The organism is Streptomyces sp. NPDC059080 (assembly GCF_042739975.1).
Taxonomy (GTDB): domain Bacteria; phylum Actinomycetota; class Actinomycetes; order Streptomycetales; family Streptomycetaceae; genus Streptomyces; species Streptomyces benahoarensis.
On the sequence record NZ_JBHYGX010000001.1, the window covers coordinates 15022 to 36056 of the forward strand.

Consider the following 21035-nt stretch of genomic DNA (forward strand, 5'->3'; position numbering starts at 1 on the left):
GAGCCGCGGCGGCCCCCGCTTCACAGCTCCCGGCGCGCCAGCTCCTCCGTCGCCTCCTCCAGGCGGACCCGGTAGGTGCGGTCCCCGACCGTGCAGGCGAGCGCCGCGGGCACGGCGGCATCCGGGGTGGCGGTGAGCCAGGCGTGCAGCGCGGACAGCACCGCCGCCTGGTCCGGGCGGACGACGCGCCCCGCCTCGTCGTACGGCTCCGTCCGCGCCGCCAGCAGGGCGCCGCCGCGGCGGCGCAGGACCGACAGCGACGGGGTGAGGACGGTGGCCACGGTGCGCCGCCCCGGGTAGGCGGCGAGCGCGTCGTCGATCCATCCGGCGGCGGTCCACGCCGCGTCGCCCGGCCCGCCCAGGGCGCGGCGGAACAACAGTGCCGCGCCCTGGGCCAGATGCACCCCGACGGCGTCCTCCTCCACGGCGAGATGCCCGGCCGGGGCATCGGGGCCGCCGTCGCCGGGATGGTCCTCGGGATCGTCGGCCGCCGGGTGACGGGCCACGGACACCGCCGTTCCGTGCACCCGGGTGCGTACCGCGCAGGCCGCCGGGAGCGGCGCGGCGGCGCGCGGTACGGGCAGCAGCCGGGGCGCGAGGGGCGTGGTGGGCGGCGTCAGGCCCAGGCAGGCGTAGAGCCGGGCGCGCAGGCGGGGCAGGGCGTTGCCCTGTTCGGCGAAGGCCGCGGCGGCCGGTCCGGTGACCCGCTCGGCGTGGTGCCCGCGGATGGCGTCGGCGATGTCACCGGGCTTCTCGAAGACCGGAACCGCCGCGAGGAGCCGGTCCATCGGGGTGCCGGGGATCAGCTCGTCGCCGCCGTCGCCCACGGACAGCAGCGGGCGCCCCAGTGCCGCCGCGTACAGGGCCGTCGACCCGTGGTCGCACAGCACGGCGTCGGCCGCCACCAGGACCGACGCCCACTCCTCGTACGGCGCGGCCATCGTCAGACCGGCGGCGAGGGCGGGCGCGAGCCGTTCGGCGAGTTCGTGGCGGCCCGCGCTGCTGTGCGCGTTGGGGTGGACCAGCAGCGCCAACCGGTACTCGTCCAGCGGCAGTTCGCGGGTGAGACGGGCGGGCAGTCCGGGGTGGCGGGCGAGCAGCGACCGCGGGCCCCACGTCGAGGTGAGGGCGATCAGGCGGCGGCCACCGGCACCGAGCGCGGCGCGGTAGCGGTCGCGCAGGCCCCGGGAGGACAGCAGCCGGTCCAGGGTGGGATCGCCGACGACCGCGGCCCGGGCGGCGGCCTCGGGGCTCCGGGCGGCGAGCCGCTCGATCTGCCCGGGGTGGGCGAGGGCGTGCAGCGCGGCCAGCGGGGCGCCGCCGCGTACCAGGTAGGCGGTGTCGAGTCCGGACGCCCCGCGGGCCGGACCGTCGGCGGGCAGCGACTTGTTGAACCCGGCGCCGTGCGGCAGCAGCGCGAGCGGCCCGCGGAGCCGGTGCAGATCGCCCTTGGGGCTGGCGGCGAGCGTCAGATCGTAGGTGGTGCCGAGGGCCTGGCTCCAGGGGACGGTACGGGCCCCGGCGGCTTCCAGCGCCGCGAGCGCGTCGGTGGAGAAGTCCGAGCCGGGGACGAGGGAGAAGACGCGGGTGATGCGGTGGTCACCGGCGAAGACCGGGAGGGTGTCGAGGAGGCGGTGCAGCGCCACCGCGGAACGCGCCGCGAAGAGCACCGTCCGCGCGGTGTCCGCCGTCCGCCGTCCCGTGGGTAAGGCGCGGCCCGCCGCCCGGGGCGCGTCGCCGTCGCCGTGGCGGACGGGCTCGGGCGGAGACGGCGGCATGCCGAAGAGCGTACTCGTCGCCCGCCGGGACCGCCGCCGCCCCCGCCGCCCGGCGCGGGCGGACGGGGCGGCGGCGGTGGGCGGGCCCTGCGGTCACGGCCGTGGCCACGCCCTCCGCCGGTGCGGGCGCCGTTCTCAGCCCTCCAGCAGCGCGTACGCCGGAAGGGTCAGGAAGTCGGCGTAATCGGTGTCGAGGGAGACCTGGAGCAACAGGTCGTGGGCCTGCTGCCAGCGGCCGGAGGCGAACGCCTCCTCGCCGGCCTCGGCGCGGATGCCGGCCAGCGCGGTGGCGGCGACGGCACGCACCAGATCGGCGGTGACCTTCTCGCCCGCGTGGTCACCGTCCTCGAAGACGACGCCCGCGTCGACCCACTGCCAGATCTGCGAGCGGGAGATCTCCGCGGTGGCGGCGTCCTCCATCAGGCCGAAGATGGCGACGGCACCCAGGCCCCGCAGCCACGCCTCGATGTACCGGGTGCCGACCTGCACGGCGTCGACGAGGCCCTGGTACGTGGGCCTGGCCTCCAGGGAGTCGATGGCGATCAGGTCGGCCGCCTTGACGTCGACGTCCTCGCGCAGTCGTTCCTTCTGGTGCGGCCGGTCGCCGAGGACCGCGTCGAAGGAGGCCCGGGCGATCGGCACGAGGTCGGGGTGGGCGACCCAGGAACCGTCGAACCCGTCCCCGGCCTCGCGGTCCTTGTCGTTCGCCACCTTGGCCAGTGCCTTCTCGTTGGCCTGCGGGTCATGGCGGTCGGGGATGAACGCGGCCATCCCGCCGAGGGCGTGCGCGCCGCGCTTGTGGCAGGTACGGACGAGGAGTTCGGTGTACGCGCGCATGAACGGCGCGGTCATTGTCACCGCGTTACGGTCCGGCAGCACGAACGCGGGGCCGCCGTCGCGGAAGTTCTTGACGAGGGAGAAGAGGTAGTCCCAGCGACCGGCGTTCAGGCCCGAGGCGTGGTCGCGCAGCTCGTAGAGGATCTCGTCCATCTCGTACGCGGCGGTGATGGTCTCGATGAGGACCGTGGCGCGGACGGTGCCCTGGGGGATGCCGGCGTAGTCCTGCGCGAAGACGAAGATGTCGTTCCAGAGGCGGGCCTCCAGGTGTGACTCGGTCTTGGGCAGGTAGAAGTACGGGCCCTTGCCGAGGTCCAGGAGGCGCCGGGCGTTGCGGAAGAAGTACAGGCCGAAGTCGACCAGCGCACCGGGGACGGGCTTGCCGTCGACCGTCAGATGCCGCTCGTCGAGGTGCCAGCCGCGCGGCCGCATGACGACGGTCGCCATCTCCTCGGCGGGCCCCAGGGCGTACGACTTGCCCGAGCGCGGGTCGGTGAAGTCGATGCGGCGCTCGTAGGCGTCGGTGAGGTTGAGCTGGCCGGTGATGACGTTCTCCCAGGTGGGAGCGGAGGAGTCCTCGAAGTCGGCGAGCCAGACCTTGGCGCCGGAGTTCAGCGCGTTGATCGTCATCTTGCGGTCGGTCGGGCCGGTGATCTCCACCCGGCGGTCGTTGAGCGCGGCGGGCGGCGCGGCGACCCGCCAGGTGTCGTCCGCGCGGATGTGTGCGGTCTCGGGCAGGAAATCCAGGGTGCTGGTCCGGGCGATCTCGGCGCGGCGCCCGGCGCGCCGGGCGAGCAGTTCGTCGCGGCGCGGGGTGAACCGGTGGTGCAACTCGGCCAGGAAGGCGAGCGCGGCGTCGGTGAGGACCTCGTCCTGGCGCGCGGGGGCGTGGGCGGGGTCGACGTCGGCGAGGGCCGGCAGGGACGGCGCTGGTGCGGACATGGGCTGTCACTCCATTCAGCGGCGGTACCGAGCGGCCGCCGGGAGGCCCGCACGGCACGGGGTGCCGCAGGGACGGACGTACGGTCGCGGGCGCCGTTCGGATTCAGGGCGCTTCTGACTGGTGGAGAGTAGTTTCCTTATCGCGGAAGTTCAATCGTTTGTTGAGGTCGGGCTTCGGGTCGGTACAAGCGGGGGAGCGGTGGTTCGGGGTGCCAGGTTGTGTGCGGGGTGGGGGGCTTTTCTTCAGGGAGGGTTCCTGCTGAGCCCCACCCGCGTACCGCCCCCCCCTGCCCCTCAACTCCGCTGCCTCCGACGGCACTTGCGTACCGCCCCAACCGACCCCCTCCCGGCCCCGTTCACCCGCCGAGCAGGCGCAGATCCTCCGGGGTGTCGATGTCGTACGCCGCGGCGATGTCCGCGCACTCGACGAGGGTCAGTTCGGTGCCGTGGTGGCGCAGGTAGTCGCGGGCGCCGCGATCGCCTTCGGCGGTCGCCGCGATCTCCGTCCACCGGTCCGCGCCGAAGAGCACCGGATGCCCGCGCCGTCTCTCGTACGCGGCCGCCGCCAGGGTGCCCGGGCCGTCGTACGCCGCCGCCACCCGCGCCACCGCCTCCGGCCCGATGCCCGGCTGGTCCACCAGGGCGACGAGCACCGCGCCGGCCCCCGAACCGGCGAGTGCGGCCAGGCCCGTCCGTAGGGAGGAGCCCATCCCGGAGGTCCAGTCGGGGCTGGTGTGCACGGTGTAGCCGGAGAGGTCGGCGCGGGCCCGCACCTCGGGCGCCGCGGCGCCCAGGACGAGGTGGACGGGGCCGCAGCCGCCCTCCCGCAGCACCCGCGCCGCATGCTCCACCAGCGGTCGGCCGCGGAACTCCAGCAACGCCTTGGGCCGCCCGCCCAGCCGCCGCCCGCCCCCGGCGGCGAGCAGGAGTCCCGCCACCTCCCCCGGGCGGGGCGGGTGCCCTGATGAGGCCGGTGCCGGGGCGGACGGGCGTGGAGTCGATGTCATGGGGGAGTGCATACCCCATGCCGCCATCCCCCGGGGCCGGGCGCCGCCCCACCGGTGTCGCACCGGTCCGTAGCCCCCCGGCGGCGCCCGCCCCGAACCGTGGGCGTCAGCCCGCGTCTCCCGCCGTACGCGGACGGGGGATCCGCGGTCGCAGGGTGTCGCGGATACGGTGCGTACGCTGCTCCGTGAGGCGGTGCTCGGTGACGTACCGGTGCATGTGCTCGACGGTGATCTCCGAGGCGTCGGCGAGTCCGTAGGCGCGGCAGATGAGGTGCACCACGCTGGTGTGGCGCCGGTCGGGGGCCGCGTCGTGGCCGTGCTCCGGATCGGGGTCGCTGTACGGGTCGCGTTGAGAGTCCATCGCGTTCTCCGATTCTGGGATATACCGGATATGCCCGGAAGGATGCTGCTCCGTCCAGGCACCCCGTACGCCTGTCCCGGCGGACGCTCACGCGGAAGGCGGGGTGGGGGAGCAGATGTGCGGAGGAATGGCACCGCCCCTACGGGGAAAGCTGGACGGCTCTCCGGGGCGCACTGCGCGGGACGTGCGCCGTGCACGACGGCGCGCGGCGGGAAGGCCGGACGCCGCCACGCCCCGCCGAACGGGCATAGCGGATCGCGTCCCGCATATGGCGCATCCGCCGCGGGGTCGTGGCGGACGCGGGAGCGCTCAGGCCGGCGTCTGGTTGGCCAGCGCGACCGACAGCTGGGCGGCGACGTCCTGGAGGACCGGGACGATCTTCTCCGTCGATGCCTCGGTGACCCGGCCGGTCGGGCCGGAGATGGAGATCGCCGCCGAGGTCGGGGAGTTGGGGACCGGCACGGCGAAGCAGCGGACGCCGATCTCCTGCTCGTTGTCGTCGACCGCGTAGCCCAGGCGCCGGACCTCGGCGAGTGCCGTGAGGAAGGCGTCCGGGTCGGTGATCGTCTTCTCTGTCGCCGCGGGCATGCCCGTCCGTCCGAGCAGCGCGCGGACCTCCTCCGGCGGGTGCCCGGCGAGCAGTGCCTTGCCGACGCCGGTGGAGTGCGGCAGGACCCGTCGGCCGACCTCGGTGAACATCCGTACGGCGTGCCGGGAGGGGGCCTGGGCGACGTAGACGATCTCGTCGCCGTCGAGCAGCGCCATGTTGGCGGTCTCGCCGGTCTCCTCGACCAGCCGGGCCAGGAACGGCCGCGCCCAGGTGCCGAGCAGTCGCGAGGCGCTCTCGCCCAGCCGGATCAGGCGGGGTCCCAGCGCATACCGGCGGTTGGGCTGCTGGCGGACGTAACCGCAGGCCACGAGGGTGCGCATCAGGCGGTGGATGGTGGGCAGGGGGAGGCCGCTGCTGGCGGACAGCTCGCTGAGGCCGACCTCGCCCCCGGCGTCGGCCATCCGCTCCAGCAGGTCGAAGGCGCGCTCAAGGGACTGGACGCCGCCGCTCGCGCCCGCGGGCTTGGCATCGGCGGCAGAGGTGCTGGCGCTGGACGGCGGCACGTCGCTATTCCTTTCGGGGCGGAGGGGTCGGGTCTCGGCTGGTGCGGGCGCCGGGCCGACCGGAGCAGCCTACCGGTCCCGTTTCCCGGGCACACGGTGTATCACGCAGTCGTTCGCGCCGGTCAGCGCCTCGGCAGCGGAACTCCGGCCGGGCCGGTGATCTCGCTGTCCGCGATCCCTTGACCTGACCGGTGGCCGTAGCTACGTTCTGCTCCGCGAAACTCATTATCCATGTCGTGGAATCACCCAGTCGTGCGGGAGAGGCTTTCCGCCCTCTCGTTGCGAGTGTCGGCCGTGTGCTTCCGAGGCGGTGTCCGCGGCGCCCGGAGGGGTCTTGACGGGTCCCGGACCGGCGGCAAAGCTCTTTCAACAGTCTGTTGAAGGCTTGGTGAACGTCAGTGGGGCCGGGCCACCCGGCGCCAACGACGACCGTCAAGGACACGGAGCACGAGAGACGAGGAGGGGACCGGGTGTCCAACGTAGAGCTGGTGCTGCGCTCCACGCGCGTCGTCACCCCGGAGGGGACGCGCGCCGCGTCCGTCGCCGTCAGCGGCGGGACGATCGCGGCGGTCCTGCCGCACGACGCCGCGGTGCCGGACGGCGCGCGGGTCGAGGACGTCGGCGACGACGTCCTGCTGCCCGGCCTGGTGGACACCCACGTACACGTCAACGACCCCGGGCGCACCGAGTGGGAGGGCTTCTGGACGGCCACCCGTGCGGCCGCCGCGGGCGGCATCACCACGCTCGTGGACATGCCCCTCAACAGCCTCCCGCCGACCACCACCGTCGCCCACCTCGACACCAAGCGCGAGGTCGCCGCGGCCAAGGCCCATATCGACGTCGGCTTCTGGGGCGGCGCGATCCCCGGCAACGTCAAGGACCTGCGGCCGCTCCACGACGCCGGGGTCTTCGGCTTCAAATGCTTTCTGTCGCCTTCCGGCGTGGACGAGTTCCCCGAGCTGGACCAGGAACAACTGGCCCTCGCTCTCGGGGAGATCGCCGGCTTCGGCGGCCTGCTCATCGTGCACGCGGAGGACCCGCACCACCTGGACGCGGCGCCCGTGCCCCGCGGGCCCAGGTACGCCGACTTCCTCGCGTCGCGCCCCCGTGTCTGCGAGGGCGACGCCATCGCCGCCCTGATCGCGCTCGCCCGGCGGCTGGGCGCGCGGGTGCACGTCCTGCACCTGTCCTCCGCCGACGCGCTGCCGCTGATCGCCGCCGCCAAGGCCGAGGGCGTCCGGGTCACCGTCGAGTCCTGCCCGCACTTCCTGACCCTGACCGCCGAGGAGATCCCCGACGGCGCCACGGAGTTCAAGTGCTGCCCGCCGATCCGCGAGGGCGCCAACCAGGACGCGCTGTGGCAGGGCCTGGCGGACGGCACCATCGACTGCGTCGTCTCCGACCACTCGCCGTCCACCGCCGACCTCAAGACCGCCGACTTCGGCGCCGCCTGGGGCGGCATCTCCTCCCTCCAGCTGGGCCTGCCCGCCATCTGGACGGCGGCCCGCGCCCGCGGCCACTCCCTGGAGGACGTGGTCCGCTGGATGGCCACCGCTCCCGCGGCGCTGGTCGGCCTCGGGCGGAAGGGCGCCATCGAGGCGGGCCGGGACGCCGACCTCGCGGTCCTCGCGCCCGACGAGACCTTCACCGTCGACCCGGCCACCCTCCAGCACCGCAACAAGATCACCGCGTACGCCGGGAAGACCCTGCACGGCGTGGTGCGCTCCACGTGGCTGCGCGGCCGCAAGATCAACGACGGCACCACCCTCGCCGCCCCCACGGGCGAACTCCTCACCCGCCCCGAGCGCGGCTGACGTACCGCCGCCCGGCCGCCCGTACCGCCGCCCGGCCGTTCGTACCGGCGGCCGGGCGCCGCTCAGTCGTCCAGCGCGTCCCAGAACGTCGTGAAGACCGCGCGCGGTGCCTGCCCGGCGGCGATCCGCGCGACCGTCCGGTTTGCGCCGGAATCCGGGGCGAGGGCGCGTACGGCGGCGTCGAGAACGGCGTCCGCGGTCGGCCGGGGCGCGGTGTCGGCGGGTCGGGCCATGGCGGGATCTCCTCCGGTACGGGGCGGCCGCCCACGGCGCCGCACCGTTCGGGCACGCGGCCCGGCGGCCGTGGGGTGTGCCCTCAGCGTGCGGGCCCGGCACCGGGCGGTGCGCGCCGACGCGCCGGGAAGACCGGGGGAGCACCGCCCGCCCGGCGGCTCCGGTACGGCGATGGGCCCCCGGTGGCCTCAGCGCGTCTTGGCGACGTACACCAGGAAGCTCATGAACGCCAGCAGCACATGCGTCGCCACGACGTAGATGAACACCCGCACGTACAGCCCGCGCGGCGGCTTGTTCTCGACGTACTTCCGCTCGGTCGCCTCCTGCGGAGCTACGGCGTCGGGGCCGCCGGGCGTCCCGGGGGCGGCGGGGGTGGCAGGGGTGGAGTGGTCGGGCACGGCGTTCGTCCTTCCCTCATGAAGCGGTGCGGTGCGCGGCGGCTCCGCGGCACCGAAGGCGGTGGGCGGTCTCACAGGCCGCGCCGCGGGATGTCGTCCCCCAGGCACAGTTCGGCGGCGCCGCTCTGCAGCAGGGTGTGGACGAACAGCAGCTCCGCACCGGCCCGGGTGGTCGCGGCGATGCGGTGCGGGGTCAGCGAGTCGAAGTGGGCCGCGTCACCCGGGCCGAGCAGATGCACGGCCTCGCCGAGCGTCAGCCGCAGCTGCCCGGTGAGGACGTACAGCCACTCCTCGCCCGGATGCACCCGCACCAGATCGCCTTGCGCCCGCTGCGGTACGTGCACCCGCAGCGCCTGCATGGCCCGCCCGGCGCCGCCGACCGTCCAGTACGTCCAGCCACCGGCCTCCGACGGCTCGGTCCGCCCGGCCCGCATGATCGGATCCCGCTCCGGCGCGGTCTCGCCCAGCAGGTCCGATACCGTGGTTCCGTACGTGCGGGCCAGCGCGAGCAGCATCGGCAGCGACGGCTGGCGGCGATTGGTCTCCAGCCGGGACAGATGCGCGGGCGACAGCCCGACCCGCCGGGCGGCCGTCTCCAGCGTCAGCCCGCTGTGGCGCCGCAGGTCGCGCAGCCGGGGCGCGACGGTGGGCAGATCCGCCGCCGCTTCGGCGGGGGAGTCCTGCGGGGTCTCGGTCATGTACCCGGTATAGCCAGCCTTGACCTCTGGGGCAAAAGTTTTGCCTGAGAGGCAACGGCGCTCGACCTCTTCTCCGCCCTCCTCCGGGGTGATCCCGTACGGGGTTCCGCGCTCTCCTCCGGGGCGATCCGTACGGGTCCGTCCCGTACGAGGTGGCGGGGTGATGCGTGGTGGGGAGGGGAGCGTGGCCGGGCGATCGGCGAGACGTACGGGGAGTCGGTGCGGGAAGTCGGAACGGGCGGCCGACGCACGGCATTTGGGGAACTGTGGCGGCGTGTCGGGGGCGTGGGGAACCACAACGGGGCGCGGGCGTGGCCGTGTTGCGCCGTTCGGGGGATCCTTGTGAACGACGGGGAAACTTCCGCTCCTTGGCATTGACAGGGTCATGTCTACGCGCGTCATGCTGAGGGGCATGAGAATCCCCCCACGGATCACCCGGATCGGCGCCGCGGGCGCCCTCGCATCGGCCCTCCTCCTCGGCGGCACCGCCGTGGCGGCCACCCCGAGTACCGCCACGGCGCACGCGGCCGTGTCCGCGCAGCAGGTACGGGTGGCGAGCGCCGGCTCGATCTGCCAGTCCAAGCTGCCCGCCGAGGCCCACGACACCCTTGACCTGATTGCCAAGGGCGGCCCCTACCCCTACCCGAAGGACGGCACGGTCTTCTCGAACCGCGAGGGGATCCTGCCGCAGCAGAGCTCCGGCTACTACCACGAGTTCACCGTCGTCACCCCCGGCTCCCCGGACCGCGGTGCGCGCCGCATCGTGACCGGTGAGAAGAAGCAGGAGGACTACTACACCTCCGACCACTACGCGACCTTCGGTCTCGTCGACTTCGGCTGCTGAGCCGACGCCCGGTCCCACCGGGCACAGACGGCGGGCCGGGGGCGGGCGGGGCCCGCCGGCCGCCCGCGCGCTGCGGGGGGGGGGCGGCGCGGGGCGCCCCACCCCCACCCCCACCCGCCTCGCAGTTACCTTGGAGGGGGTGGGCGGCCGCCCCCGCCCGCCCCGCGGGCCCCGCCGGGGGGGGGGGGGGGGGCGCCCCCCCCCCCCCCCCGTCGCGTTGTGCGGGGGGCCGCGGGCCGGGCCGGGCGGATTTCGTGGGTGCTGGGCCGACGCCGGAGGTCAGGACGATCGCGGTGAGTTGCCGCGTGGGTAACCCTGAAAGATCCCTGGGATGTCGCTGCTTCAGGGACGTACGGTGGCCCCCCGCGGGAGAATTGTCAGTGGCTGCCGGTAGCGTTCCGGTCGAATCGAGACATGACCGGGCATCGACGGTAATGCTCCGACCTGTCGCGGCCTGCCCGCGCGGAGTTCGCCGTACCGGCCGCGGCCGGGCGGGCACGGTCGTTCACAGACGAGGAAGGGCGGCGAACTGCCGTGTATCGCTGGGAGATCACCCGGGCCGCGCTGGCGCAGCGGGTCTTCGCCATCGTGCGCAGCGCGACGTACGACGAGGCGAGCGCTACCGCGGACACCCTGCTGTCAGCGGGCGTCACCACCTTGGAGATATCCCTGACCACACCGTTCGCGCTGGAGGCCGTCACCACGCTCACCCGTGAGCTGGGGGAGGATGCGGTCATCGGCGCCGGTACGGTGCTTGACGCGGTGTCGGCCAGGATGGCGGTCGACGCCGGGGCCCGCTTCCTGTCCTCGCCGAGCCTGGACGCCGAGGTGATCCGTACGGGCCACCGCTACGGCGTCCCCGTCTTCCCCGGTGTCGCCACCCCGACCGAGATGGTGCGCGCGCTGGAGCTGGGCGCCGATGCGCTCAAGATATTCCCCGCGGCGGACCGCCGCCCGTCCTGGCTGGGCGAGATCCGCGCCGCCCTGCCGCAGGCGCCGCTGCTCCCGGCGGGCGGGGTGAGCGTCGAGAGCGCCCCCGAGTGGATCGCCGCGGGCGCTGTCGCCGTCGGCCTCGGCTCCGCCCTCTCCGACGGCGACCGCGACACCGTCGCCAAGCGCGCCTCCGCCTTGCTGGCTCGGCTTGCGGAAGCCGCCTCGGGAGATCCGGTTCCTGAGAGTGCGTCGGAGTTCTACGAGTACTGAGGAAGGGCTGTTCGTACGGGGAGCCGCGAACGGTGCGGGAGCCGCGGGGCCTGAGGGGGCGGCACGGCCGCTGAGCCGTGCCGGGCCACGAGCTCCGCCGTGCCCGAGCCCCCGTCGCGGACCACCGCGGGGCGGGTGATGTCGCAGTACCAGCCCTTGAGCGTGCTGCGGCATCGCCACTGCCTCCACTTTCCCGCGAAGCGGTCGTTCGGTAAGGAGGGCTCAGTGTGGCCGACTTGGGGGATCCGTGACACGTGGGACTGCCGGTGAGCGCGGCACGCGCGTCCGACCGGTGCCACGCCGAACCGCATCTCCCCGACGCTCTCGGCGAGTTTGCTCCGTACGCACCGGCGTGGAGAGCGGTGACCGCTCATTTCCAGTCTCTTTGGTGCGGGGCTTGTCGGAAACTATTCCCCGTGTCTCGGACGGCGTCTCCCGAAGGATTTTCTTTTTCCTCAGGAAAACCCTCCAAGTGGGGGTGGTGTTCTTGAGTAATTTCCCACTCGGGGGATCGGGAAAAGGGGTGGGGGTTTTGTGAAGCGGCCATCGACTGTGCAATAGCAAATGATCTGTGCCGTCCTGCTCCAGGTGGGTGATCACGGTACCCGGAACAGGACGGCACAGGGGGAGGGCTACGCCTGCGGCGCCGCCCCCAACATGGCCGTCTGGACCTGGGTGGTGCCCCGGCGGGTGACGTACAGGCCGCGGCCGGTGGTCATCTGCCGCGGCTTGACGCCCGGCAGGAACATGCCCTCCGACGGCGGGCAGGACAGCATCAGCGCCGGGGTGTTGCACTCCAGCAGCTGCCGCAGCAGCTGGTCGCTGATGCCCCGGGAGGCGCCGTTGGCGCTGCGCGCGACGATCAGGTGCAGGCCCAGCTCGTTGCCCTGCGGCAGGAACTCCAGCAGCGGCGCGAAGGGGCTCGGCCCCATGCCTCCGCCGCCGACCATCTCGAAGTCGTCGACGACGACGAAGAGCTGCGGACCCGTCCACCAGTCCCGCTTGCTCAGCCGCTCCGGGGCGATGTCCGGTCCGGGCACCCGCTCGCGCATCGCGCGGGCCACGCCCTCGGCCATCTGCCGCAGCTTGTCGGTGGCCACCGCGTAGCCCAGCCGGTGCGACTCCGGCACCCCCGAGGCCAGGGTGCGGCGGAAGTCCACCAGCATCATCCGGCCCTGGTCGGGCGTGTACCGGTCGGTCACGGCCTGGCAGATCAGCTTGAGCAGGTTGGTCTTGCCGGTCTCCGCGTCGCCGATGACGATGAGGTGCGGGTTCGCCTCGAAGTCGTGCCACAGCGGCTCCAGCCGCTGGTCCTCCAGACCCAGCGGGACCCGCAGATCGCCCTCGGCGGCCGGGAGCGTCGCCGCGTCCAGCTCCAGCGGCAGCATCCGCACCGGCGGCGCCGGCGGACCGTCCCACGCGTCGCGGACGCTGTTCACCATGGCCGTCACGGCCTCGCTGACGGTCCCGGACTGCGGCTCGCCGTCCAGCCGGGGCAGCGCGGTCAGGAAGTGCAGCCGCTCCTGCGTCATGCCGCGGCCGGGGATCTTCGGGACGGTGTCCGCCGCCCGCATGTTGATCACCGAGTCGACCGGGTCACCCAGCCGCAGCTCGAAACGGGTGCCGAGCTGGTCGCGCAGTCCGCTGCTGATCTCACCCCAGCGGGTCGACGCGATGATCAGGTGCACGCCGAAGCTCAGCCCGCGCGAGGAGATGAGGTTGAAGGTCGGCACCAGGTCCATGAAGTCCTGCCGGACCGTGCTCCAGCCGTCCACGACCAGGAACACGTCCCCGAACCGCTCGTCGGACAGCTCACCGGCCGCCCGGCGGCGCCGGAAGTCGTCCATCGACTCGATGCCCAGCTCCGCGAACTGCCGCTCCCGGCGCGCGATCACCCCGGTGACCTCGGCCATCGTGCGCACCACCCGCTCCGGGTCGAGCCGCCCCGTCACCCCGCCGACGTGCGGCAGCCGGGAGAGGCCGGACAGCGAACCGCCGCCGAAGTCCAGGCAGTAGAACTGCACCTCGCGCGGGGTGTGGGTGAGCGCCAGCGCGGTGATCAGCGTACGGACCAGGTTGCTCTTGCCGCTCTGCGGGCCACCGGCGATGCCGACGTGGCCGCCGGAGCCCGACAGGTCCGCCATCAGCGGATCGCGCCGCTGGTCGAACGGCCGGTCCACGATGCCGACGGGTACCGTCAGCCGGGCGCCCGGCTCCTCGGCGGGCGACAGACCGCGGCCCGCCACCGGCGCCAGCGGCGGCAGCAGCAGATCCAGCGTGGGCGGCGCCTCCAGCGGCGGCAGCCACACCTGGTGGGCCGGGCGCGAGGGGTACGCCCGCAGCCGTTCGGCGGCGATGCTCAGCAGGCTCGGCGCGTTCTCGTCCGTCTCCTCGGACAGTGGCTCGGGCTCCGCCTGCGGCACCTGCCGCTGCGCCACCCATGTCGTGCCGAACGGCACCACCTGACCGGCGATCATCGCCTGCTGGGCGGCGCGCCGCGCCGCACGGTAGGGACCCGAGACGTACGCGGCCTTGAAACGGGTCAGCGTGCCCACGTCGTTCTTGAGCAGGCCGCTGCCCGGCTGGGACGGCAGGTTGTAGGCGTCCGGTACGCCCAGTACGCCCCGGCTCTCCATCGCGGAGAACGTCCGCAGGCCGACCCGGTAGGACAGGTGCGACTCCAGCTGGTGCATGCGGCCCTCGTCGAGGCGCTGCGAGGCGAGCAGCAGGTGCACGCCGAGGCTGCGGCCGAGACGGCCGATCATCACGAACAGCTCCATGAAGTCCCGGTGCGCGGCGAGCAGTTCGCTGAACTCGTCGACCACCACGAACAGCGTCGGCAGCGGTTCGAGCGCCGCGCCGCCCTCCCGGGCCCGCTCGTACTCCAGCGCCGACGAGTAGTTGCCGGCCTTCCGCAGCAGCTCCTGGCGGCGGATCATCTCGCCGTGCAGCGCGTCCTTCATCCGCTCGACCAGCGCCGTCTCGTCCGCCAGGTTGGTGATCACGGCGGAGGTGTGCGGCAGCTCGTCCAGGCCGAGGAAGGTGGCGCCGCCCTTGAAGTCCACCAGGACGAAGTTCAGCGTCTCCGACGAGTGGGTCAGCGCCAGCGACAGCACCAGGGTGCGCAGCAGCTCGGACTTACCGGAACCGGTCGCCCCGATCAGCATGCCGTGCGGACCCATACCGCCCTGCGCGGACTCCTTGATGTCCAGCTCCACGGGCGAACCGTCCGCCGACAGCCCGATCGGCACCCGCAGCCGCTCGGACCGCGACCGCGTCATCAACCGGTCCAGTGGCGCCGCACGCAGATCCGTGATGCCCAGCAGCCCGGCCAGGTCCATGTCCTGCTCCAGCGGAGCCTCCGACTGCGCGGTGACGCCCGGCCGGTACGACGCCACGGTGGCGGCCAGCGCCCGGGCCGCGGCGATGCCCATCGCCTCCGGGCGCCCGATCGCCGACTCGGTCTCCTTGCCGTTGCGGTCGGTGCCCAGCATCCGCAGCTCGCCGTCGGCGATCCGCAGCCGCAGTGCGTGCCGGGACGGCTTCTGCCCGAGCGCCCCGCGGACGTCCATGATCACGGCGTTGCTGTAGCCGGGGCCCGCCACCCGCGCGCCCTGCGGCACGTTCGAGGTGTCCAGCACGATCACGGTGTACGGCTCGTCCCGGCTGGGCTCGTTGTCCGGGCCGAACTTCGGCCGCTGTGCGAACTCCTCACCCAGCAGCGCCTCCAGCTCGGAGATCGTGTCGGTCACCAGCCGGGCCGCGCCCGCGCCGTCGGTCTCCGCCGAATGCTGCGCGTGCGGCAGCCACTTCACCCACTCCCACGTGGTCCGCGCCTCCCCGTCCGCGACGACGACGATGTCCAGGTCGCGCGGGGCGTGCAACACCGCCAGCTGGGCGAGCACCCCCCGCACCGTCGCCCGCGCGACCTCCTCGTCACCGTCGAACACGATCCGGGAGTAGGTACGCAGCCGGACGGCCACCGGCTGGTCGGGCACGGTGCCGTACGCGCGGATGAACCGCCGCAGCGCATGGGCGCACAGCGGCTCCAGGTCCTCGACCGGCTTGGTGGACAGCGGCGACAGCTTCAGCGCGAGCTGCTGGGAGCCGCGGGCGATCCGCACCTCCGCGAAGTCCTCGTGGGTCAGCCTGCGCTCCCACAGGCGGCTGGTGCGGGCCAGCGACCACAGCGCGGGCGGCTCGGGATGCTGCCAGGAGAGCGCCTGCCGCTGCTGGGTGATGACCTTCCGCACCCGGCGCCGGCTGGTGGACAGATACCGCAGGTAGTCGCGGCGCTCCCCGCGCAGCTTGCGCTTGCGGTCCTGGGAGGTGCGCAGGAACTGGGTGGCCAGCATGCCGACCGCGGAGAGCGCCATCATGCCGATCGCGATATAGCTGAGCGCGCCGCCGGAACCCGGCCGCATGAAGATCAGCATCATGCCCATCGAGCTGAGCGCCATGGGCAGATACGTGATCACACCCGAGAGCCCGCCCTGCGCCTCCGGCAGCGTGGGCGGTTCCTGAAGGCTCAGCTCCCCGCTGGGTAGCTGTGGCCCCGGGCGGCGTGGTGGTCGGCGGAATGTGACGGTGCTCAAGACGGACCTTCCTTCGGGGCGGCCGGACCCGGCTGCGCCGGCCCCTGATGCGCGGACGCACCGGGGAGAGACCAGGGGGGAGGCGCTGGATTATTTGCACTAGCGGTGGAGCAAAGACGAATGTGAACGGTGATGTGCGAAGTCGGGGTGAGAGCTGCTGTGCTTACATACTCAACTCTCAGGAGTACGCTCTGCTTTCGAATTGCTGATGGGCGGTCACGATAGTGTTCCGCGCAATCCGCGTCGACCCGGAGGCATTTCCCGGCCAAGGAGAGCGAACCGCAGTGAACGACACCTTGTCGGCCCCCGCCGACCCGTCGCCCGGCGCCCCGGTGGGGCCGTCGGCGCGCCGTCCGGTGCCGTCGCGCGGGGCAGCGTCCAGGGAAGCGTCCCGGGAGCGGCATGCTGCCGGTCTCCCCGTCCGGGCGTCCTGTCGGTTCGCGGAGGTGGTAACACGCCCTGAAGTCCGGGAAGTCGAGATGTCCCGTCGGAAGTGCGGAGTGCTCCTGGCGGCGGGTCCCGGCCTGTTCGCCGGAAAAGCGCGGAACGTCAACCATTGGTATGACTACGTGCCTGGTGTCCGTGTCTACCCTGGTCGTGGTCGAGCCGTCAGCGTCGTCATCCATGACGGGGGGAGGTGCCGCATCAGGCACCGCACACACCGCTCCGGGCCTCCGCCCCGCCGTCACGCGGCTCCCTCAAGGGGGTACGCGGGGCGCTGGACGCCGGCCCAGGCACCCCGGCCCCGCGTCGGGGCAACGCGGCTTTGTGGCTTCGTGGTGCGCGTGACACTCGCCCGCCTCGTTCCCGTACGCGCGCGACAGGGCGGCTCCGGCCGCTGCCGTGCGTGACCAGCCCCTGAAACATCCCTCCCGAAAGGACGTCACACCATGTCCGGTGCCATTTCAAAGAAGGATCAGGACCTCCAGAACGCGATGGTGATTCTGGAGGGCCAGATGGAGAAGATGCGGCGCTCCGGACAGCGGGTGAGCGACATCGTCACCACGGGCGTGGCGAGCAACTTCCAGTCGCAGGCCAGCACGCAGTTCCAGCAGAAGATGCAGCAATGGATCGAGGCGTACAACCAGGTCTCGACGAAGGTGAACAACCTCCACGCCAACCTCCAGCAGGCCAACCAGGTGCTGAATTCCGGTGCGGACGAGGCGCAGCAGCACGCGGCAGGCTGGGGCGGCGACCTGGACAACATCCAGAGCATCATGGGCGGCAAGAGCTGATCTGCGGGAATTCCCCCGCATCCGGCGCGTCCGTATTCCTCGGGGCGCCAGAATTCCCCTTTTCGCTTTCTCACCCAAGGAGCCGACATGGCTGACACCCATCTCCTGGTCGACCGTGCGCGCCAGGACGCCATGGACCTGACCCAGGCCAACACCGAGATGAAGGCGGCGCTGGACGACATGATCCATCAGCTCGCCCCCATCAAGCAGAGCTTCGAGGGCGCCACCTCCACCGCGTGGCAGGAGGTCCAGACGGCCGTGGACAACGCCTCGAAGGAGATGCACAACGCCCACCAGCAGGGCACGGTGGCGCTGGAGAACATGATCCAGGCCATCATCGACGCCGACAACAAGGGCAGCAACATCTTCTAGCGGCCTCGCGCCAAGAGAGAGGCGTCCATCCCGTGAGTGAACACGAGGGCGGTTCCGGTACCGGCAACGTCAAGATTACCGAGGGGTACCTGGAGGAGTTCGCCAAACAGAAGATCAACGAATTCATCCGGGATTTCCGGGACAACGACGACTTCCGGAATCTGGACGGATTCGCCGGCGGCCCGAAGGGGCCCGGTGGGTACGCGAAACTCCTCGCCGGCGGTAAGGATTTCCCCGCCGGACAGGCGCTCCAACTGCGCTACGAGATGTTCTGCAAGAGCCTCAAGCAGCAGCTCGACTCCTTCAACAAGTCGATGGGGGAGCTGTCGAACGACCTGGTGAGCGTGGGTCAGATCCTCGACGACGGCGAGAAGAACACCGAGCTGACGGCGGCCCAGATGATGGAGAACCTCCAGGACATCCTGGGCGGTCTGGGCGGCGGCTACACCCCGCCGCCGAACGCGTCCTGAGTACGACGGGCTGACAGGAGACACCGAGGCATGGGCACGGACTGGACGTGGGGGCAGGCCCTCAAAGCCTTCGCCGCCACCGGGCAGAAGGTGACGGACAGTTCGGAGATCGGTACGAACAGCGGGCCGTCGTGGTTCGTCGCCAGCATGAGCGACGGCGGGGTGTCGGCGGACGCGAGCCAGAGCTTCGATCCGCACTATGACGTCTGGTGGTCGTTCAACTACGTCCTGCCGGAGGCGCGGAGCGAGGAGTACGGCGGCAGCGACCGGGCGTACGTCCTCGGCATCAACATGGACTGGGCCACGCTGGACAGCTCCGGCGGCCCGCTGTACCGCTTCTTCCATCAGGCCGAGGAGATCCTGTCGCCGCTCTCCGGGACCCTCAAGGGGAACGAGTTCGTCAGCCTCGGCAGCTTCGACACCGCCTCCAACACCGCCCGGTGGCTGGAGGGCCGCATCCAGGCTGCCAAGGAGCTGATCGACAGCTGGGCGCGGACCATCGACAACGATGACTCCAACTGGCAGGGCAGCTCCGCCGGAGTCTTCCGGGCGGTGCTCGAAGGCCATGCCAAGGAGCTGGAACGGCTGCGTACCGAGATGATCAATCCCCGGGACTTCACCGGGGACATCGACCAGGCGCGTGTCCAGCTCCACCAGACCCTGGCCGGGCTCCAGGAGGCGTTCGGCAACTGGTACAACGACCGGCTGGCCGCGCCGGTCAACGCCACCCACGATGCGCTCCAGGAAGCGATGCAGGGGGTGAGCATCACCTTCGACGGCCAGACCCCCAAGGTCACCGGTTCGAAGTACGGCGATCCGGCGACCCAGGAGTTCTGGGACCAGGTCCAGTCGCGCGCCAAGGAGATGTGGCTGACCAACGTCCGCACCAAGCTCGACGAGCCGGCGCAGACGCACATGCAGGCGCTGGAGAGGAGCTACGGTTCGACCACCGCGGCCATCCCCGAGGCGCTCAGCCCGCTGCGGCTGAAGCTGCCGCACGCCGTGAATCCCCTGGGCGGCCCGAACAAGGGCGGGGGCGGCGATCAGAATCTGGCGTCCCTGCTGAACAAGAACAAGACGGGCGACGGCTCGCCGCCGGACCTCAAGCAGTTCAACGCCGAGACCGGGACCGGGGTCGGGGGCGGGATCGGGGGCGGCGACACCGGGGGCGGCGCCGGGGGCGGTACCGGTATCGGTGGCGGTACCGGTGCCGACGTCAAGCCGCCGTCGGTCGACGACATCAAGCAGCAGTTCGCCCAGCAGAACGGTGGTGGCGTCGGCGGCGGGCAGGACGGCAAGGGCGGCGACCAGCACGGCCAGCTGCCGCCCGGGGGCTTCGTCCCCCCGCCCCCGCCGAAGGTCGGCTCGTTCTCGTCCGGTGTGGCGGACAAGAACGGCGGCAAGGACGGGCTCACCCCCGGCTCCGCCAAGTCCCCTCTCGTCGGCGCGAACGGTGAGCCGCTCAAGGACAAGAACGGCAAGGCGCTCAGCGTCCCGTACGGCTCCAAGATCAACGCGGATGGCACCGTCACCCGGCCCGACGGGAAGCTAGCCACCGACAGTGCCGGTCACAAGATCACCGGTGTGCCGCCGGGCGCCAAGATCACCTCGCCTGCCGGGATGGGCACCGGCAACGGCACCGGAAACAGCCTGGCCCACCAGGAGTTCAACGCCAACAAGAAGCTCGCCGAATACCTCCAGAAACCACCGGGCTCCAACGGCCCGGGCGGCGGGACGCCCCCGCCTCCCCTCCCGAACAGCCTGAAGACCTTCAGCGGCGGTGGCATGGGCGGCGGTCTCGGCGGCGGCGCGGGCGGTGGCGCCGGGGAGGGCCCGATCGCACGGAACCTGGCCCGCACCGGCAACGACTTCCTGCGGACCAACACGGGCATGAGCCCGACGGCGCTGCGCAACGGCGGTTCCGTCCCGCCCTCCGAGGAGCTCCCGCCGGGCGGCGGCCGGGGCGGCGGCCGGGTCCTGTCCGAGGCCACCGCGGGCGGACGGAACACCTCCTCCGGCTCCCCGATGGTGCCGCCCATGGGCGGCGGTGGCGGCGCGGGCGGCGGCGGTCAGGGCGAGCAGGGCCGCCAGCGGCAGACCTGGATCGATGAGGACGAGGAGGTGTGGGGCACCGACGAGGGCACCACACCCGGCGTGATCGGCCGGTGAGCGCGGTGCCGCAGCACAGCACGCACGGAACAGCAGCGACGTACGGGAACGAGGTCGGACGATGAGCGCCGGATACCAGGAACAGCTCAACGAGATCATGGGACGGCTCGCCGATCACACCAATCAGCTCCAGGAGACGCAGCAGCGGCTGGCCCAGCAGACGGTGAAGGTCACCTCCAAGGACCGCTCCATCACCGTGATCATGGGGACGCAGTCCGACGTACGGGAGATCAAGTTCCAGGGCGAGGGCTATCGCTCCATGGCCCCCGCCGAACTGGGCCGAGCCCTGGTGGAGGTGCTGGAGAAGGCCCGCCTGGAGGTCCGCTCGACGGTGACCAGGGCCGTCACGCCGATGATGAGCTTCGGCAACGAGGCACGAGAGTCCATGCTCGGCGGCACCGACCAGCTGCGGATGATGCGCGAGGTCCAGCAGAAGATGGGGCTGAAGAACGGGCCGGGCGGTTCACGTTCCGCCCTCGACGACGAGGACGAGACCGATGGCTGAGGAGATCAAGACCGCCGATGACCTGCGCCGCCTCTTCGGCAAGTACCACGGCATCGCGGACCTCATCGAGAAGGTGTCCGGCGAGATCGACCACATCAACACCCTGAACCTCACCGCCGGCGGCAAGGACGACGAGACCGCCGAGAACTACAACAAGGTCGCCGGGCTGGGCACGCAGGTGCTCAGCGATGTGGCGAAGACGCTGCGGGACATGACCGCGTCCACCGGCGACGGCGGCGAGAACGCCATGAAGGTCTTCGACGCCGCAAACGAGGACGCCGAACACTTCGCCACCACCTGGGACAAGATGGTCGAAGAGTCGAAGAAACAGGAGAAGAAGTAGCGGCCCTCCGCTCAACTCCTCCACGTTTCGCGGTACTTGTGGCGTGGGGTTATAAAAAAAATAACCGTGCCAAGACCAAAAAAATTTTTATAAAGGGGGTGGGCGGTTTCTTTAAAA

Annotated in this window: 18 protein-coding genes; 9 read left to right on the forward strand and 9 right to left on the reverse strand. The window is 72.0% G+C overall.

Features of this window, described 5'->3' with window-relative positions; translation table 11 throughout:
* Positions 1–20: 20 nt before the first annotated feature.
* The 5 genes from ACFWWQ_RS00075 to ACFWWQ_RS00095 all read right to left on the reverse strand — a co-directional run bounded on the left by ACFWWQ_RS00075 (position 21) and on the right by ACFWWQ_RS00095 (position 6038).
* Entirely contained in the window at positions 21–1778 is a 1758-nt protein-coding gene (locus tag ACFWWQ_RS00075; protein ID WP_384587478.1) for a translation initiation factor 2, read from the reverse strand.
* Between the two features lie 135 nt (positions 1779–1913).
* A complete protein-coding gene (gene aceB / locus ACFWWQ_RS00080; protein WP_384587481.1) occupies positions 1914–3557 on the reverse strand; it encodes a malate synthase A in 1644 nt (547 codons plus the stop codon).
* 356 nt (positions 3558–3913) lie between these two features.
* Positions 3914–4495, reverse strand: a complete 582-nt coding sequence (locus ACFWWQ_RS00085; RefSeq protein WP_384587483.1) for an NTP transferase domain-containing protein — start codon at positions 4493–4495, stop codon at positions 3914–3916.
* A gap of 175 nt (positions 4496–4670) precedes the next feature.
* The gene (locus ACFWWQ_RS00090; protein WP_384587486.1) at positions 4671–4925 is read right to left on the reverse strand and encodes a hypothetical protein; all 255 of its coding nucleotides are present in this window, start codon (positions 4923–4925) and stop codon (positions 4671–4673) included.
* 309 nt (positions 4926–5234) lie between these two features.
* Positions 5235–6038: an IclR family transcriptional regulator gene (locus ACFWWQ_RS00095; RefSeq protein WP_384587489.1), complete on the reverse strand. Its 804-nt coding sequence runs from the start codon at positions 6036–6038 to the stop codon at positions 5235–5237.
* 470 nt (positions 6039–6508) lie between these two features.
* On the opposite strand from ACFWWQ_RS00095, the gene allB reads away from it, so the two are divergent.
* Positions 6509–7852 (forward strand): allantoinase AllB, encoded by a 1344-nt coding sequence (gene allB, locus ACFWWQ_RS00100; RefSeq protein ID WP_384587492.1) that lies wholly within the window; start codon positions 6509–6511, stop codon positions 7850–7852.
* Between the two features lie 62 nt (positions 7853–7914).
* Here allB and ACFWWQ_RS00105 read toward each other — a convergent pair whose 3' ends face one another.
* The 3 genes from ACFWWQ_RS00105 to ACFWWQ_RS00115 all read right to left on the reverse strand — a co-directional run bounded on the left by ACFWWQ_RS00105 (position 7915) and on the right by ACFWWQ_RS00115 (position 9182).
* Positions 7915–8085 (reverse strand): hypothetical protein, encoded by a 171-nt coding sequence (locus ACFWWQ_RS00105; protein ID WP_384587495.1) that lies wholly within the window; start codon positions 8083–8085, stop codon positions 7915–7917.
* A gap of 189 nt (positions 8086–8274) precedes the next feature.
* The gene (locus ACFWWQ_RS00110; protein ID WP_384587498.1) at positions 8275–8484 is read right to left on the reverse strand and encodes a DUF6126 family protein; all 210 of its coding nucleotides are present in this window, start codon (positions 8482–8484) and stop codon (positions 8275–8277) included.
* Positions 8485–8555: 71 nt separating this feature from the next.
* Positions 8556–9182, reverse strand: a complete 627-nt coding sequence (locus ACFWWQ_RS00115) for a helix-turn-helix domain-containing protein (RefSeq protein ID WP_384587501.1) — start codon at positions 9180–9182, stop codon at positions 8556–8558.
* Between the two features lie 412 nt (positions 9183–9594).
* Here ACFWWQ_RS00115 and ACFWWQ_RS00120 point away from each other — a divergent pair, with 412 nt between their 5' ends.
* Together ACFWWQ_RS00120 and ACFWWQ_RS00125 are read left to right on the forward strand one after the other, a co-directional pair.
* Positions 9595–10026, forward strand: coding sequence for a ribonuclease (locus ACFWWQ_RS00120; RefSeq protein WP_384587504.1), 432 nt, complete (start codon positions 9595–9597; stop codon positions 10024–10026).
* 534 nt (positions 10027–10560) lie between these two features.
* Positions 10561–11229: a bifunctional 4-hydroxy-2-oxoglutarate aldolase/2-dehydro-3-deoxy-phosphogluconate aldolase gene (locus ACFWWQ_RS00125; protein ID WP_384587507.1), complete on the forward strand. Its 669-nt coding sequence runs from the start codon at positions 10561–10563 to the stop codon at positions 11227–11229.
* Between the two features lie 632 nt (positions 11230–11861).
* Here the strand turns inward: ACFWWQ_RS00125 and eccCa are convergent.
* Positions 11862–15824: a type VII secretion protein EccCa gene (eccCa, locus tag ACFWWQ_RS00130; protein WP_384587510.1), complete on the reverse strand. Its 3963-nt coding sequence runs from the start codon at positions 15822–15824 to the stop codon at positions 11862–11864.
* 890 nt (positions 15825–16714) lie between these two features.
* Here eccCa and ACFWWQ_RS00135 point away from each other — a divergent pair.
* The 6 genes from ACFWWQ_RS00135 (at position 16715) to ACFWWQ_RS00160 (ending at position 20918) form a co-directional block, all read left to right on the forward strand.
* Positions 16715–17059, forward strand: a complete 345-nt coding sequence (locus ACFWWQ_RS00135; protein WP_384587513.1) for a hypothetical protein — start codon at positions 16715–16717, stop codon at positions 17057–17059.
* Between the two features lie 87 nt (positions 17060–17146).
* The gene (locus ACFWWQ_RS00140; RefSeq protein WP_143943209.1) at positions 17147–17431 is read left to right on the forward strand and encodes a WXG100 family type VII secretion target; all 285 of its coding nucleotides are present in this window, start codon (positions 17147–17149) and stop codon (positions 17429–17431) included.
* 32 nt (positions 17432–17463) lie between these two features.
* Positions 17464–17901: a hypothetical protein gene (locus tag ACFWWQ_RS00145; protein ID WP_384587517.1), complete on the forward strand. Its 438-nt coding sequence runs from the start codon at positions 17464–17466 to the stop codon at positions 17899–17901.
* Between the two features lie 30 nt (positions 17902–17931).
* Positions 17932–20070 (forward strand): hypothetical protein, encoded by a 2139-nt coding sequence (locus tag ACFWWQ_RS00150; RefSeq protein ID WP_384587520.1) that lies wholly within the window; start codon positions 17932–17934, stop codon positions 20068–20070.
* Positions 20071–20131: 61 nt separating this feature from the next.
* Positions 20132–20575, forward strand: coding sequence for a YbaB/EbfC family nucleoid-associated protein (locus ACFWWQ_RS00155; RefSeq protein ID WP_384587523.1), 444 nt, complete (start codon positions 20132–20134; stop codon positions 20573–20575).
* Positions 20568–20918, forward strand: coding sequence for a hypothetical protein (locus ACFWWQ_RS00160; RefSeq protein WP_384587526.1), 351 nt, complete (start codon positions 20568–20570; stop codon positions 20916–20918). Before ACFWWQ_RS00155 ends, ACFWWQ_RS00160 begins: the two co-directional genes overlap by 8 nt.
* The last annotated feature ends 117 nt before the right edge of the window (positions 20919–21035 follow it).

What these genes read in the sequence shown, in the direction of transcription:
- ACFWWQ_RS00155 (WP_384587523.1), top strand. Translation starts at nt 20,132, where the DNA reads ATGAGCGCCGGATACCAGGAACAGCTCAACGAGATCATGGGACGGCTC.
- ACFWWQ_RS00090 (WP_384587486.1), bottom strand. Translation starts at nt 4,925, where the DNA reads ATGGACTCTCAACGCGACCCGTACAGCGACCCCGATCCGGAGCACGGC.
- ACFWWQ_RS00115 (WP_384587501.1), bottom strand. Translation starts at nt 9,182, where the DNA reads ATGACCGAGACCCCGCAGGACTCCCCCGCCGAAGCGGCGGCGGATCTG.
- aceB (WP_384587481.1), bottom strand. Translation starts at nt 3,557, where the DNA reads ATGTCCGCACCAGCGCCGTCCCTGCCGGCCCTCGCCGACGTCGACCCC.
- ACFWWQ_RS00150 (WP_384587520.1), top strand. Translation starts at nt 17,932, where the DNA reads ATGGGCACGGACTGGACGTGGGGGCAGGCCCTCAAAGCCTTCGCCGCC.
- ACFWWQ_RS00120 (WP_384587504.1), top strand. Translation starts at nt 9,595, where the DNA reads ATGAGAATCCCCCCACGGATCACCCGGATCGGCGCCGCGGGCGCCCTC.
- ACFWWQ_RS00140 (WP_143943209.1), top strand. Translation starts at nt 17,147, where the DNA reads ATGGCTGACACCCATCTCCTGGTCGACCGTGCGCGCCAGGACGCCATG.
- ACFWWQ_RS00135 (WP_384587513.1), top strand. Translation starts at nt 16,715, where the DNA reads ATGTCCGGTGCCATTTCAAAGAAGGATCAGGACCTCCAGAACGCGATG.
- ACFWWQ_RS00105 (WP_384587495.1), bottom strand. Translation starts at nt 8,085, where the DNA reads ATGGCCCGACCCGCCGACACCGCGCCCCGGCCGACCGCGGACGCCGTT.
- ACFWWQ_RS00075 (WP_384587478.1), bottom strand. Translation starts at nt 1,778, where the DNA reads ATGCCGCCGTCTCCGCCCGAGCCCGTCCGCCACGGCGACGGCGACGCG.
- ACFWWQ_RS00160 (WP_384587526.1), top strand. Translation starts at nt 20,568, where the DNA reads ATGGCTGAGGAGATCAAGACCGCCGATGACCTGCGCCGCCTCTTCGGC.